Here is a 14,915-nt window from a genome sequence, read left to right as displayed (position 1 = left end):
GGACGCCGCATGCGCCTGTTTCGCTCACTGATCCTGTTGATGACCCTGGTTGCGCCGACGACGTTTGCCGATGACCTGTACCAGATAGAAATGATTCTGGTCCGCCAAAACGCCGTGCCCGCAATCGTCAGCCGCGCCGCACCGGAAGACTGGGCTGCCGGAGCTCAATCCATCAACCCCGACAGCCTGCGCACACCGAGCCTCAATGCCGAAGTGGAAAAACTCACCGCCAGCAATGAATACACGGTGTTGCTGCACAAGGCCTGGCAACAGAACCTTGGCGAAGAAGCCAGCAAAGTTGCGATCAGCGAGGGCAAAGAACAGTTCGGCCAGTTCCCGATCGAGGGCACGCTGAGCATGAAACTGGGACGTTTCACCGACGTCGACGCAGACTTCTGGGTCAACCAGATCGACGCCAATGGCATGGTGACCGCCAGCGAACGCATGAAACAGGAAAGCCACACCAAGAACGGCCAGCTGAACTTCCTAGACAACGGCCATCTCGGCCTGCTGATCAAGATCACCTCGCTGACTGCCCCTGCGCCTCGGCCAGTCCCCGATGAAATTCCGGACTGATTGAAGTCCTTATGCCCCCGACCCTGAGCAAACCCCTGGCACCTTCCTGGGTCAGCCGATTCAAGGAACAGAGCCTGGAGCGCGGCCGTCGCTACGCTTTGGAGAACCGCGTCAGGATCGTCGAGGCTGGCGACGCCACGATCATTGCCGCCTGCGAGGGCTCTGGCGGCAACGTTTACCGTCAGACCATTCGCCTGCGCGAGTCAGCCAAAGCCACGTTGCTTATGATTGACGCCACCTGCACCTGCCCGGTCCACAGCAACTGCAAGCACTGCGCGGCGGTGCTGCTGAAAGTGCAGGAAACCCTGGCTTACCCCGCCGCCGCGCAAGACGCCGAGCTGCTGGAAAAACTTCAAGCCGTACTGGAAAACCGCAGCCCGAAGGCGCCACCGCAAGTGCTGGTGGATAACGTGCAACCGGTGCCGCGCCTATGGCTGGCGAGCATCGAGTTCAGCGCCTTCGAACCGCGCAATGGCAAGATGCAGCGTTATATTCAGCATCGCGCGGCGCTGTCTTTCAGCTATCTGGATGAATACGTTTCCGGGCAGAAGAACGCTGACATCCTGATCCGTCAGGAAACCCAGACGCTTCGGATAAAACGTCACCCGGAAGTCGAACAGACCTACAGGGAACAGCTGCGAATCCTCGGATTCAAAGTCGCAACCCGGCAAAGCAAGGCCTTGCCGGAAAGTGCGGGCGAACTTTTCGAGATGGTCAACGACAGCGCCTGGCTGACCTTCACCCTCAATGAACTGCCGAAGCTGCGTACCCAGGGTTGGGAGTTGCAGATCGACGAAGACTTCGGTTTCGACCTGACTGCCGTGGACGATTGGTACGCCACCGTAGAACAGGCACCGGAGCGCGACTGGTTCGATCTGGAACTGGGGATCATCGTCAACGGCGAGCGGCTCAGTCTGCTGCCGATCCTGTTGAACCTGATGCGTTCCCACACCGAGATCCTCAACCCGGAACGCCTCGCCCGACGTCGCGACGACGAGTTGATCCTGGTGAACATTCCCAATCGCCCGAACTCTGAGTACGGCCCGCTGCAAGTCGCCCTGCCCTTCGGCCGATTGAAACCGGTGCTGGCGACCCTCGGCGAGTTCTACCTGCAAGGGCCCGGCGAAACGACGCTGCGCCTGAGCAAAGCCGATGCCACGCGCCTGAATCCGCTGGAAGACTTGCCGTTGCTTTGGGAGGGCGGCGAGCAAATTCGCACTTTTGCCCAGCGGCTGCGGGACATCAAGGACTTCACCGCGACCGCACCGGAAGGCTTGAACGCGATCTTGCGCCCCTATCAGCTGGAAGGCTTGAGCTGGATGCAGTCGTTGCGACAACTGGAAGTCGGCGGGATTCTCGCAGACGACATGGGTCTGGGCAAAACCCTACAGACCCTGGCGCACATTCTCTGCGAGAAGAACGCCGGACGCCTCGATCGGCCGTGCATGGTGGTGATGCCCACCAGCCTGATCCCCAACTGGCTGGATGAAGCGGCGCACTTCACGCCGCAACTCAACGTGCTGGCACTGTACGGCGCCAGTCGCAAAAAGCATTTCGACACGCTGGCCGATTACGACCTGATCCTGACCACCTATGCGTTGCTGCCCAAGGACGTCGAACGTCTGGCGGCGCAACCTTTGCATGTATTGGTTCTGGACGAGGCGCAATACATCAAGAACCCCAACAGCAAGGCCGCCCATGCTGCCCGCGAATTGAATGCCCGACAGCGTCTGTGCCTGAGCGGCACACCGCTGGAAAACCACCTGGGTGAACTGTGGTCGCTGTTTCACTTCCTGTTGCCCGGCTGGCTGGGTGACGTGAAAAGCTTCAACCGCGATTACCGCGTGCCGATCGAAAAACGCGCCAGCGAAGTTCGACTTCAGCACCTCAACGGCCGGATAAAACCGTTCCTGCTGCGTCGAACCAAGGAACAAGTGGCGACCGAGTTGCCGCCGAAAACCGAAATCATCCATTGGGTCGAGCTCAACGAAGCCCAGCGCGACGTGTACGAAACCATGCGCCTGGCCATGGACAAGAAAGTCCGCGACGAGATCACCCGCAAGGGCGTGGCGCGCAGCCAGATCATCATTCTTGAGGCGCTGCTGAAGCTGCGTCAGGTCTGCTGCGATTTGCGCCTGGTCAACGATGCCACCCTGCCCACTCGCGGCAGCACGTCGGGCAAGCTCGACAGCCTGATGGAAATGCTTGAGGAATTGTTCGATGAAGGTCGGCGGATTCTGCTGTTCTCGCAGTTCACTTCGATGCTGTCGTTGATTGAAGATGAGCTGAAAAAACGCGGAGTCGATTATGCGCTGCTGACCGGGCAGACCCGCGACCGGCGCGCCCCGGTAAAAGACTTCCAGAGCGGCAAGCGTCAGATCTTTCTGATCAGCCTGAAGGCGGGTGGCGTCGGCCTGAACCTGACCGAAGCCGACACGGTGATTCACTATGATCCGTGGTGGAATCCGGCGACGGAGAATCAGGCCACTGACCGGGCGTATCGCATTGGTCAGGAGAAACCGGTGTTTGTCTACAAGATGATTGCCAGGGGCACGGTGGAAGAGAAGATTCAGCATCTGCAGAAGGAAAAATCCGACCTGGCGGCTGGCGTGCTGGATGGGCGCAAAACCGGGGACTGGAAGTTGCAGAGTGATGATATTGAAGCGTTGTTTGCGCCGTTGCCGGATAAACTCGAAAAATAGCGGCGACTGTAAGATCGCTATCGCAGGCAAGCCCCCACGGGAAGTCACTGAACCTGTGGGAGCGTGGCTTGCCCGCGATGGGGTCGCCTCGGTTTTCCTGAAAAGACCGGGTATCAGAACTTGGGATCAGGCAATGGCGCAAACAACGCCTCAATATCACTCTGCTCAAGCTTCCATCCACCCGTCGTCCCACCTTCAAGCACCGCCCCGGCCAGCGCCGCCTTCTCCTGCTGCAGCGCCTGTATTTTTTCTTCCACCGTGCCACGCGCAATCATCTTGTAGACGAACACCGGCTTATCCTGACCGATACGATAAGCACGGTCCGTCGCCTGGTTTTCAACGGCAGGATTCCACCAGGGATCGAAGTGGATCACCGTGTCCGCCGCTGTCAGGTTCAGTCCTGTCCCGCCTGCCTTGAGACTGATCAGAAACAACGGCACTTTGCCGCCCTGAAAGTCTTTGACCGGTGTGCGCCGATCCGTCGTTTCACCCGTCAACAATGAATAACCGATCCCTCGCCGCTGCAATTCTTCCTCAATCAATGCAAGCATCGACGTGAACTGCGAGAACAACAAAATCTTGCGGCCTTCGCTGAGCAACTCCTCGAGCATCTCCATCAGGCCGATCAACTTGCCGCTGCCCGCACGAAGTGCTTTCGCCGTCAGGGGCATTTTGATCAGCCGTAGATCGCAGCACACCTGACGCAGCTTGAGCAAGGCGTCGAGAATGATGATCTGGCTACGCGCAACACCGCTTCGGGCAATTTCGTCACGCACCTTCTTGTCCATCGCCACACGCACGGTTTCATAGACATCGCGTTGCCCATCGCTGAGTTCGACCCAATGCACGATCTCGGTTTTTGGCGGCAACTCGGTGGCGACCTGTTCTTTCTTGCGGCGTAGCAGAAAGGGCTTTATCCGGGCTGTCAGGTGCTGCATCCGCTCGCTATTGCCGTGTTTCTCGATCGGCGTGCGGTAGTCGCGATTGAAGGTTTTACTGTCGCCAAGCCAGCCGGGCAACAGGAAGTGAAACAGTGACCATAGCTCGCCGAGGTGATTTTCCAACGGCGTGCCGGACAGGCACAAACGCTGCCGGGCCTCCAGATCACGGGCAGCCTGAGCGGCTTTGCTGAGCGGATTTTTGATGTTCTGCGCTTCATCGAGAATCAGCACGCTCCAGACCTGAGGCTGCAAAACCTCAAGATCACGCGGCAACAACGCATAGGTGGTCAGCACCAAATCGTATTCGGCAAGGTTGCTGAAGTCCTTTTGCCGAGTGGCGCCATGCAGCGCCAAGACTTTCAGCTGCGGGGTGAAGCGTGCCGCTTCGTCGAGCCAGTTGGGAATGAGGCTGGTCGGCATCACAGCGAGTGCCGGAAGATCGAGTCGACCCGACTGCTTTTCCAACAGCAGATGAGCCAGGGTTTGTAGCGTCTTGCCCAAGCCCATGTCGTCGCCGAGGATACCGCCGACCTCCAGCTCACGAAGGGTTTGCATCCAGTTCAGGCCTTCAAGCTGATAAGGCCGCAGTGCGGCGTTGAGGCCTTGAGGAGCAGCAACGTTTTGCTGAGTCGATTCACGCAAGCGTTTTGCGAAACTACGTAAACGCTCGCCGCCCTGCCACACTAATGGCAGGCCTTCAAGCGCACTCAAGCGCGCCGCATCAGGGCCACTCAAGCGCAGCGAATCACCGCTGGTCGCGTTTAAATACAACTCACTGAGCGTAGCCATTAACGGCTTGATCCGTCCGAGGGACAGCGCGACTTTGATGCCAGGTTTGGCACCGAGTTGACCACTATTGAGATCGATCAGCACCTGATCGTCATCGTCGCGCAAGGCCAGGTTACCCGGATCCATCAACTGCGGTTGCCTGCGCAACAGTTGCAACAGAATCGGCAGCAAACTGTGTCGCTCGCCATTGACCACGACACCCAACTGCAGATCAAACCATTCGCGCCCCGGAGATTCCTCGACATCGGCATACCATTCATCTATAGGCTGCAAATTGAAATGAAAGCCCTCGTTGATACGGATCTGCCAATTTGCCTCTCTGAGCGCCGGGACCCCGGACTGCACAAAAACCAGCCAAGCCGAGTCGTCCGGCAAATCGAACATTTCGCCTGCACTATCGGGTAGCGCATCACTTTTACGGGTGGCCTTTTTGAAGCCCTGTTTTTGCAAGGCTTGGCGCAAGGCTTTTTCAGCCACGGGTTTGCGTTGAATGCGCTGGGTTTCGGTGCCGGACAGTATCAGTACTTCTGAGGATTTTTTGTCCGCCGCCATGTGGCCGTTGTAGGTAAACGCCAATGCCGCGCGATGCTCGGGTTCGTACTTCCAGTTCCTGTAACGGTTGGTGCTTGCAAGCGCCAGGAAGGCTTGGGGTTCAACGTCGTCGACGATCCGCTCGGTCAATGCATGCGGTGGAGGCACGACTCGAGTTGCAGTACTCATCCGATGGCTGAACTGCATGGCCTGACGTGCGGGAATGTCAGGGGCCAATGACAGATGACAGGCCAGCTTTTCATCTAGCTCGCTTAGCAGTGGCCCAACCGCCATCCGTTCGCGGTCCAGGTAGTACAAAGGTTCCAGCGCCAGAATCGTTTCCTCAGGCGCTTCGTCACTACGCCATTGAGGACGGAAGCTGCCGCTGGCTTGCTCGGTCCAGGCAAACTGCGCAGACCTGCTCTTTCCAGCTACCAGCGGCTGCAATTGTTCGAAGTCGAGATACAGGCGTGAGGTTTTCAATGCCAATTGAAGAACTTCGGCACCACTGCTGCCTTGCAGGGGATAGCCGCTGTAAAACGAATGATGGGAGTGGACGGCGACCAGCAATCTTGCGATTCGCAGATCAAGCTCCGACAGATAGCCGGGCTCTCGCATCAGAGCGTCTGACGGCGAGTACACAGATTTGATGTCCTGCAAGCGGCCATCCTTGAGCTGACGAGCCTTGTAAATTTCCAGCAACCACTTGCCTGTAGTGGACGTTGCTTTGAGTTTGTAGACCCAGCACGTGCCGGTGCTCTGCGCAGTCCCATCGCGATCCGGAACGTCGCGAGGAATATCATTGAGCCAGCGCTCCAAGTCGCGATTCAGTTGAACCGATGCAGTGCTTTTGAACGAGTCCACGGGGAGTTCTTGCAGGTTGTAAAGCACGGTTGCGCAGTGTTTGCAATTGATCACCACTGGACACGAACAAGAGCAAACCAGCTCAAAATCACCATTCGTGTCTTCAATGAGTTCAATGGCTTGTTCGTAGATGTTCCCTTGGGAACCCTTGCAGATTGCGAGAACCAAAGCGTCCTCGATTTCGCGGATCTGTACCCGGCTTTCTACAGCGTATCTGCGAGCCTTATCCAGAGCGCGATGACTGAACGCCTCCGCCCACGGCAGCTCATGAAGTTGCTCAATAATTGCCGACATAATATCTACGCTTCTGAAAGTGACTGTAGTTCGCAGGTATCAAGACTCAGCCTTTAAGCACCCGAGCCAACGTCGACTTCACCTTGCCCATCCCGTCATGCAGCGCTTGCTCGATCTCGACCATGGTGATCACTGCCGTCGACTTGCCCGCTGCCGGGTTTACTACCAGCGCCAGACAGGCGTAATCCAGTTCCAGTTCGCGAGCCAATGCCGCTTCAGGCATCCCGGTCATGCCGACGATGTCGCATCCGTCGCGCTCCAGTCTCGCGATTTCAGCGACGGTTTCCAGCCGTGGCCCCTGGGTGCAGGCGTACACGCCTTGGCTGGCAAAACCAACGCCTTCAGCCTCCAATGCCGCGATTAGCTGCTGACGCAGGGCTTCGCTGTAGGGATAGCTGAAATCGATGTGGGTAACTTGTTCGAGATTATCGGCGAAATAGGTGTGTTCGCGACCACTGGTGTAGTCGATCAATTGATGCGGTACGCAGAAATATCCGGTGTCCATCACGGCATGAATTCCACCCACGGCGTTGACCGCGAGAATCGCTTCGGCACCGGCCTGCTTCAGCGCCCAGAGGTTGGCGCGGTAGTTCACCTGATGCGGCGGGAAACGGTGAGGATGACCGTGGCGCGCGAGGAACAGCACTTCCTTGCCGGCGTACTCGCCAATCTGCACTTCAGCCGAAGGCGCACCGTAAGGGGTGTCCACCGCCAATGATTGACGAATGCTCAGGCCTTCGAGTTGAGTCAGACCGGTGCCGCCGATAATCGCGTAAACCGTCATAACGAAAAGTCCTCAATCAATCAGTTGAGCTTCTTTGAGCGCGCCGACCGCTGCGAGCCAGCGCGGGTCTTGACGGTATTCAGTGCTGGCGTACGACTGGCCGCGCATCCGCGCAATGCGCTCGGACGGCTTGACCTTCAGACGCTGGGCGGCGCTCAGGGCCAACTCAGCGGCCGCGCGATCGTTGCACACCAGACCCATGTCGCAACCGGCGGTCAGTGCCGCTTCGATACGACTGGCGGCATCGCCGACCACGTGGGCGCCTGCCATGGACAGGTCATCGCTGAAGATCACGCCGTCGAATTGCAGCTCGCCACGCAGGATGTCCTGCAACCAGCGGCGGGAGAAGCCGGCAGGCTGGGAATCGATTTGTGGATAGATAACGTGGGCCGGCATGACCGCAGCCAATTGCTTGCTCAGTCGGGTGAACGGCACCAAGTCATTGGCGCGGATTTCGTCGAGGCTGCGCTCATCAACAGGGATCGCAACATGGGAATCGGCCTCGGCCCAGCCGTGACCGGGAAAGTGCTTGCCGGTGGCGGCCATGCCGGCGCTGTTCATGCCGCGAATGAAGGCTCCCGCCAGCAACGCTGCACGCTCGGGATCACCTTCAAATGAACGGGTGCCGACCACAGCACTGCGCTGGAAGTCGAGGTCCAGCACCGGAGCGAAGCTCAGATCGAGGCCGACGGCCAGCACTTCAGTCGCCATGATCCAGCCGCACTGCTCGGCGAGGTACTCGGCATTCGGATTGTCAGCGATGGCGCGCATGGCTGGCAGTCGTACGAAGCCCTGACGCAAACGCTGAACCCGGCCGCCCTCCTGGTCGACTGCCAGCAGCAGATCGGGGCGAATGGCGCGGATTGAGGCGCTCAACTCGCGCACCTGGCGGGGGTGTTCGATATTGCGGGCAAAAATGATCAGCCCGCCCACTTCGGGTTGGCGCAACAATTGGCGATCTTCAGCCGTCAGCCAGGTACCGGCGACGTCCACCATCAACGAGCCTTGCAGGCCAGCAGTCATAGAGATTCCTTGATAACGATAAACCCGGCTCGCACGCAATCGCCGCCATGGGAAATGCCCGGCAGGTCGGCGATACAAATGGGGAACGGGTTCAGAACGAGAGTCGGCATGGGCGGCTAGCTTAGCGGATGTCAGCTGCCGCGCCCACCCGTGTGCGGGTTAAACCTTGGCGGCAACCGGGGTTGATTTGCTGCGCGGACGCAACTGCGCGGTGGCCATGGCTACGTCGGTCACACCGGTTTCGGCGCGCATGCCTGCTGCCAGGAACGGCACCATCAGACGCATGACTTGCTCAATGGAGGTGTTGACGCCGAAGTCGGTCTCGGCAATTGCGCGCAGGGCTTTGATACCGGACATGCTGAACGCGGCGGCGCCGAGCATGAAGTGCACACGCCAGAACAGCTCAATTGGCGGAATACGCGGCGCAGCTTCGTTGACCAACATCATGTAGCGGCGGAACACCTTGCCGTACATGTCTTCCAGATAACGTCGCAAGTGCCCTTGGCTCTGACTGAAAGCCAGACCCAGCAAACGCATGAAAATCGACAGATCGTTGCCACTGCGTGGTTGCACCACCAGGGCTTGCTCGACGAGGATTTCCAGCAGCTCTTCAAGCGTCGGCTTGTTCTCCGGCTTGGCTTGACGCCGCTCCAGCTCTTTATCAAGGCTTAAGCAAAACGGCCCGAGAAAGCGCGAAAAAACTGCCTGGATCAGCGCCTTCTTCGAACCGAAGTGATAGTTCACCGCCGCCAGATTGACACCGGCCTTGCTGGTGATCAGACGCAATGAGGTTTCAGCAAAACCTTTTTCCGCGAACAATTGCTCGGCAGCATCAAGAATGCGTTCAACGGTTTCCGACTGGGCCATGGCTACTCCGCCTGACAAACACTTGTTTGAAACATACGTTTCAGCCCAGGCCTTGTCAAGCCTGACGGTTCGTTTTGGGAATGGTCGGTCAGCTATTTAACCATACAACTCGCAAGCGTGAATCAGCAGGCTCATCGACCGTCTGGCGGCCGGCAAAAAAAGGGGCATTGCCAAGACAGTTCCACTGTATATAATCCCAGTCACTGTATAAAAAGACAGAGCGATCAATATGCTAAAGCTGACGCCACGCCAAGCAGAGATTCTGGCCTTCATCAAACGTTGCCTCGAAGACAACGGCTACCCACCCACCCGCGCGGAAATCGCTCAGGAACTGGGTTTCAAGTCGCCCAATGCGGCGGAAGAACACCTTAAGGCGCTGGCCCGCAAGGGTGCGATCGAGATGACGCCTGGCGCTTCCCGCGGCATTCGCATTCCCGGCTTCGAAGCCAAGGCCGACGAATCCACCCTGCCGATCATTGGCCGAGTGGCTGCCGGTGCTCCGATCCTCGCCCAGCAGCACATCGAAGAGTCCTGCAACATCAACCCGTCATTCTTCCATCCTCGGGCCGACTATCTACTTCGGGTTCATGGCATGAGCATGAAGGACGTGGGCATTTTCGACGGTGACCTGCTGGCAGTGCACACCACCCGCGAGGCCCGCAACGGCCAGATCGTAGTAGCGCGGATCGGCGATGAAGTGACCGTCAAGCGCTTCAAGCGAGATGGCAGCAAGGTCTGGTTGATTGCCGAAAACCCTGAATTCGCCCCTATCGAAGTGAACCTGAAAGATCAGGAACTGGTGATCGAAGGCTTGAGTGTCGGCGTCATTCGCCGCTAAAGGAGGCTTTATGCAGTTCCCACACACATCACAGCAAGCCCAACTGCCGTTGTTCGAGGCTTTCATGGTGCAGCCCTTGGCGCCGATCCTGAAAGAAGTGGTCGAGTTACCCTGGAGCGCCGAGCCCGAAGTCTTCAGCGAGCTGTCGCTGCGTGGTGCAGCCGGGAACTGCCTGAACCTGCTTGCGCCGATTCTCAGGGAACTGAGTCAGGAACAGGACGCGCGGTGGCTGACGCTGATCGCTCCGCCCGCCAGCCTGACCCAGGCCTGGTTGCGGGACGCCGGCCTTAACCGCGAACGCATCCTGCTGCTGCAACCGCGCGGTACTCAGAGCGCTCAGCAGTTGACCTGCGAGGCCTTGCGCCTGGGCCGCAGTCACACGGTGGTCAGCTGGCTCAACCCATTGAGCTCAACTTCACGGCAACAGTTGATCAGCGCCGCCCGGACCGGGGACGCACAAAGCCTGAATATTCGATTGGGTAACTGACAAACAAAGCGCGCGCTGAGCAGCGCGGGGCTTCTCCAAGGATAGAGAAGCCAACCTATAGCGATATCAGCAAAAAACCGACGGATGGGATCAATGAAGAACCCGCGACCCCTCGTCCGTATTGAAATCGCCTTCAACCAATCGTCCGGCCATCTGAACGCCGACGCTCAACATCGCCTTGGCGACTTCCACGTGCTGGCCCTGCAAGAACGCTTTGGCATCCTCGGAGAAATCCAAAGTAACCAGAGAACCCTCGTCCTCAGCCCTGCGCAGCTCGATGCGGCCGTCTGGTAACTCGACAATTTCTAGAAAGGACGTTGGCATAAAGGTCTGTTCTCCACGAAAGGCGGGGATTATATAGGCATCGGCCAGGCTTCGCTCGGGATCTTGACCAGATGCCACTACAAAGAGAAGGTCCGCCAGTTCTCATACCTGAACGGACAACCCAGCGGGCCATCCATTGTTCAGCTCAATCCTTCAGCACTCGTTCAGGCCTTCGCGAAACCGAATCGCCAGCCCCTTGAGGTTCTGACGCCAGCTCTCCAGCTCTTCCCGGCTCAGCTCTTGTGGAGCCTCTTCTTCATCCAGGTTTACGGCCAGGATCAGCGGTTGCGTCACGTCACCCTTGGGCTTGTGCGGCGCCCGTGGAGGCTGAAACAGTGCAGCATGGGCCGCAAGCAGTTTGGCCAGCCAGGTTTCCGAATTATTGGCCAACTCCACCATCTCGGCCATTTCCGGAATCGCGATGGCTTCAAGCACTTCGCGAGTCAGCAGCAACTCGGCCCGAGGTGCATTGGCCTGAGGCAAGCGGTAGAAACCGGCGATTTCATGGCACAGCCCCAACAGGGCACCGTACAGGTGAAACAACGCCGACTCGCGTCCGGCTTGAATCAGCGCCAGGGAGTTCATCGCCCGCCCCTCTTCGGCTCTGGCGAGCGCTTCCAGAGACAGACCGGCGAAGTAAATCTTCTGGTTGGTACGGGTATAGAGTTCGTGGGCCATGACGGCAGCCTCCACAACGAAATAATTGCTTCACGCAGGTCAGACAGTGTCGTGGATCAGCTCCGCTTCCCGCAAGTACAAAACAAAAAGGCCGCATGAAAACCCGAGGGTTGTCATGCGGCCTTTTCAGTACAGCACCTGTTAAGCCTTGGCAGCCTTCGCCGGGCGCTTGTCTTCAACCGTCCACTTGCCGCCGTCGTAGTACGCTTTCCAGCCAGTCGGCTTACCGTCGACTTCAGTCTGCACGTACTGCTCTTTGGTTTTACGGCTGTAACGGATCACAGCAGGCAAGCCGTCTGGATCTTTCTTCGGCGCTTCGCAGAGGAAGTGGTACTTCGGATCGATCTCATCCTTGTGCGGCACAATTTCCATGACCAGCGGAGCACGCGTCTCGCGGTTTTTCGGGAATTGACTGGCCGCCAGGAACAGGCCGGAAGCACCGTCGCGCAGGATGTAGGTGTCGTTGACCTTTTCGCACTTCAGCTCAGGCATCTTCACCGGATCCATCTTCGGCGGTGCTGCATCACCGCTTTTCAGCAGTTTGCGGGTGTTCTTGCACGTCGCATTGGTGCAACCGAAGAACTTGCCGAAACGGCCGGTCTTGAGCTGCATCTCGCTGCCGCACTTGTCGCATTCCAGGCTCGGACCTTCGTAGCCTTTGATGCGATAAGTGCCCTCTTCGATTTCGTAGCCAGAGCAATCCGGGTTGTTACCGCAGATGTGCAGCTTGCGCTTCTCATCCAGAAGGTAAGCGTCCATCGCCGTGCTGCAGATCGGGCAGCGGTGCTTGCCACGCAGCACCAGCGATTCCGATTCACCCTCGTCGTCCGCAGCGATTTCATCGCCCGGCACCAGGTTGACGGTGGCCTTGCAGCGCTCTTTCGGCGGCAGGCTGTAGCCCGAGCAGCCGAGGAACACGCCGGTCGATGCGGTACGAATTTGCATCGGACGACTGCACAGCACACACGGAATGTCAGTCATCACCGGTTGGTTGGCGCGCATGCCGCCTTCGGCGCTTTCGGCTACTTCAAGTTTCTTCTTGAAGTCACCGTAGAACTCGTCGAGCACGTTCTTCCAGTCGCGCTCACCCTGAGCAACGTCATCGAGGTTCTCTTCCATGCCGGCGGTGAAGCCGTAGTCCATGAGATTGGAGAAGCTCTCGGCCAGACGCTCGGTAACGATGTCGCCCATCTTTTCCGAGTAGAAACGACGATTGTGCAGCGCTACGTAGCCACGATCCTGGATGGTCGAAATGATCGCCGCGTAGGTCGAAGGACGACCGATGCCGCGCTTTTCCATTTCTTTAACCAGGCTCGCTTCCGAGTAACGCGCCGGCGGCTTGGTGAAGTGCTGGGTCGGATCAAGCTTGATCAGCTTCATCGCGTCGCCCTGAGCCATGTCCGGCAACACGTCGTCATCGCCAGGCTTGGCAATTTGCGGCATGACGCGGGTGTAACCGTCGAACTTCAGGATGCGGCCTTTGGCGCGCAACTCGAAGTCACCGGCACCGACGGTGACAGTGGTCGACAAGTATTGGGCCGGCAGCATCTGGCAAGCGAGGAACTGGCGCCAGATCAGCTCGTAGAGCCGCTCTGCATCGCGCTCCATGCCCGACAACTTGCTTGGCTCGGTATTGGCATCGGAGGGACGAATCGCTTCGTGAGCCTCTTGTGCGCCTTCCTTGCTGCTGTAGACGTTCGGGTTTTCCGGCAGGTATTTCTTGCCGAACTCACCTTCAATATAAGTACGCGCCATCGTCACGGCATCGACCGAGAGATTGGTGGAGTCGGTACGCATGTAAGTGATGTAGCCGGCTTCGTACAGACGCTGGGCCATCATCATGGTTTTCTTCACGCCGAAGCCCAGGCGGTTACTCGCAGCCTGTTGCAGAGTGGACGTGATGAAAGGTGCCGACGGTTTGCTGCTGGTCGGCTTGTCTTCGCGCTTGACGATGCTGTAGCTGGAAGCCTTGAGCTTCTCCAGCGCGGCCATGGCCTGCGCTTCGTTAAGCGGCTTGAAGGCTTCGCCTTTCTCGCGAGCCACGTCAAAGCGCACGGTTGCGCCCTTCGCGGTGCCGAGGTCGGCATGAACTTCCCAGTACTCTTCCGGGTTGAACGCGCGGATTTCACGCTCACGCTCGACGACCAACTTCACGGCAACCGACTGCACACGACCGGCGGACAGGCCACGAGCGACCTTGGCCCACAGCAGTGGCGAAACCATGTAACCCACCACGCGATCGAGGAAACGACGCGCCTGTTGGGCGTTTACACGGTCGATGTCTAGCTCGCCCGGCTTGGAGAAGGCTTCCTGAATCGCCTTCTTGGTGATTTCGTTGAACACCACGCGCTTGTAGCGGCTGTCGTCACCACCGATGGCTTCGCGCAGGTGCCAGGCAATGGCTTCCCCCTCGCGATCCAAGTCGGTTGCGAGATAGATGGTGTCAGCATCCTTGGCGAGCCGGCGCAGCTCTTCGATGACCTTTTCCTTGCCCGGGAGGATCTCGTACTTGGCTTTCCAGCCATGATCGGGATCGACCCCCATGCGCGAGACCAGCTGCTTGCGCGCCTTCTCTTTTGGCGTGAGCACCGGACCTTCACCCGCAGCGGCCTTGCCGCGCTTGGCGGCTGGCTCTTTGCTGGCGCTAGCCGAACCGCTGGTGGGCAGGTCTCGGATATGGCCGATACTCGACTTCACCACGTATTGGTTACCCAGATACTTGTTGATGGTCTTGGCCTTAGCCGGGGATTCCACAATGACCAGCGATTTGCCCATGGATCAGAAAATTCCTGAATTCTAGAAGTGAAAGGCGGTTGGCGCCTGACGCGGCACCGCTATATATAGTGGCTACAAGGTGAGGTCAAGCGCAGGGTATTGCGCGCACTCAGCTTATGGCTTGGAAAAAAGGCTCGGTTCGGCTTGCACCAAAGCAAAGCGTGGCACCTGTTCGCCGTCAACCTCGACCGACTCCAGGAACATGCTCAAGGGACGCACCCAAAAGCCGTAATCGCCATACAGGGCTTGGTAGAAGACCACTTCTTCTTCAGTTTCCGAATGCCGCGCAACACTGAATACGCGGTACTGCGGACCTTTGTAATGTTGGTAGAGCCCAGGTTGTATCGGCATGGTTTGGCCCTCGCTCAAATCTTTTCAAAATAAAAACAAAAATAAATTCAGAAAAACAAAAACCGGGGCACTTGGCCCCGGCTTCCTTCAA

12 protein-coding genes are annotated in these 14,915 nt (G+C 58.2%); 4 read left to right on the top strand and 8 right to left on the bottom strand.

From position 1 onward, the window contains the following. Window positions 1–9: 9 nt before the first annotated feature. Together QFW87_RS09855 and QFW87_RS09850 are read left to right on the top strand one after the other, a co-directional pair. Entirely contained in the window at window positions 10–576 is a 567-nt protein-coding gene (locus QFW87_RS09855; protein ID WP_283190379.1) for a CsiV family protein, read from the top strand. An 11-nt stretch (window positions 577–587) separates the two neighbouring features. Further along, window positions 588–3,278 (top strand): DEAD/DEAH box helicase, encoded by a 2,691-nt coding sequence (locus QFW87_RS09850; RefSeq protein WP_283190378.1) that lies wholly within the window; start codon window positions 588–590, stop codon window positions 3,276–3,278. Window positions 3,279–3,391: 113 nt separating this feature from the next. Here QFW87_RS09850 and QFW87_RS09845 read toward each other — a convergent pair whose 3' ends face one another. From QFW87_RS09845 to QFW87_RS09830, 4 genes are all read right to left on the bottom strand, one after another. Continuing rightward, the gene (locus tag QFW87_RS09845) at window positions 3,392–6,697 is read right to left on the bottom strand and encodes a DEAD/DEAH box helicase (protein WP_283190377.1); all 3,306 of its coding nucleotides are present in this window, start codon (window positions 6,695–6,697) and stop codon (window positions 3,392–3,394) included. A gap of 46 nt (window positions 6,698–6,743) precedes the next feature. Then, window positions 6,744–7,481, bottom strand: a complete 738-nt coding sequence (locus QFW87_RS09840; protein ID WP_283190376.1) for an S-methyl-5'-thioinosine phosphorylase — start codon at window positions 7,479–7,481, stop codon at window positions 6,744–6,746. A gap of 12 nt (window positions 7,482–7,493) precedes the next feature. Further along, complete coding sequence (gene nagZ, locus QFW87_RS09835; RefSeq protein ID WP_283190375.1) at window positions 7,494–8,504, bottom strand: beta-N-acetylhexosaminidase; 1,011 nt, start codon at window positions 8,502–8,504, stop codon at window positions 7,494–7,496. A 159-nt stretch (window positions 8,505–8,663) separates the two neighbouring features. Then, on the bottom strand, window positions 8,664–9,371 hold the full coding sequence (locus tag QFW87_RS09830) for a TetR/AcrR family transcriptional regulator (protein WP_283190374.1): 708 nt from the start codon (window positions 9,369–9,371) through the stop codon (window positions 8,664–8,666). 229 nt (window positions 9,372–9,600) lie between these two features. Here QFW87_RS09830 and lexA point away from each other — a divergent pair, with 229 nt between their 5' ends. Together lexA and sulA are read left to right on the top strand one after the other, a co-directional pair. After that, window positions 9,601–10,209, top strand: coding sequence for a transcriptional repressor LexA (lexA, locus tag QFW87_RS09825; RefSeq protein WP_007933171.1), 609 nt, complete (start codon window positions 9,601–9,603; stop codon window positions 10,207–10,209). Between the two features lie 10 nt (window positions 10,210–10,219). Next, complete coding sequence (gene sulA, locus QFW87_RS09820) at window positions 10,220–10,696, top strand: SOS-induced cell division inhibitor SulA (protein WP_283190373.1); 477 nt, start codon at window positions 10,220–10,222, stop codon at window positions 10,694–10,696. A 90-nt stretch (window positions 10,697–10,786) separates the two neighbouring features. Here the strand turns inward: sulA and QFW87_RS09815 are convergent, their stop codons facing one another. From QFW87_RS09815 to QFW87_RS09800, 4 genes are all read right to left on the bottom strand, one after another. Further along, window positions 10,787–11,020, bottom strand: coding sequence for a hypothetical protein (locus QFW87_RS09815; protein ID WP_046048057.1), 234 nt, complete (start codon window positions 11,018–11,020; stop codon window positions 10,787–10,789). Between the two features lie 153 nt (window positions 11,021–11,173). Further along, window positions 11,174–11,698 carry a DUF6586 family protein gene (locus QFW87_RS09810; RefSeq protein ID WP_046047843.1) on the bottom strand — a complete coding sequence of 175 codons (525 nt, stop codon included), beginning with the start codon at window positions 11,696–11,698 and terminating at the stop codon, window positions 11,174–11,176. Between the two features lie 141 nt (window positions 11,699–11,839). After that, window positions 11,840–14,473 carry a type I DNA topoisomerase gene (topA, locus tag QFW87_RS09805; protein ID WP_283190372.1) on the bottom strand — a complete coding sequence of 878 codons (2,634 nt, stop codon included), beginning with the start codon at window positions 14,471–14,473 and terminating at the stop codon, window positions 11,840–11,842. Window positions 14,474–14,587: 114 nt separating this feature from the next. Then, window positions 14,588–14,824, bottom strand: a complete 237-nt coding sequence (locus tag QFW87_RS09800; RefSeq protein WP_007953059.1) for a DUF1653 domain-containing protein — start codon at window positions 14,822–14,824, stop codon at window positions 14,588–14,590. Window positions 14,825–14,915: the final 91 nt, after the last annotated feature.

Source organism: Pseudomonas sp. PMCC200344 (assembly GCF_030053095.1).
In the GTDB taxonomy this organism is placed as follows: Bacteria; Pseudomonadota; Gammaproteobacteria; order Pseudomonadales; family Pseudomonadaceae; genus Aquipseudomonas; species Aquipseudomonas svalbardensis.
This window is presented reverse-complemented; position numbering and strand designations above follow the sequence as displayed.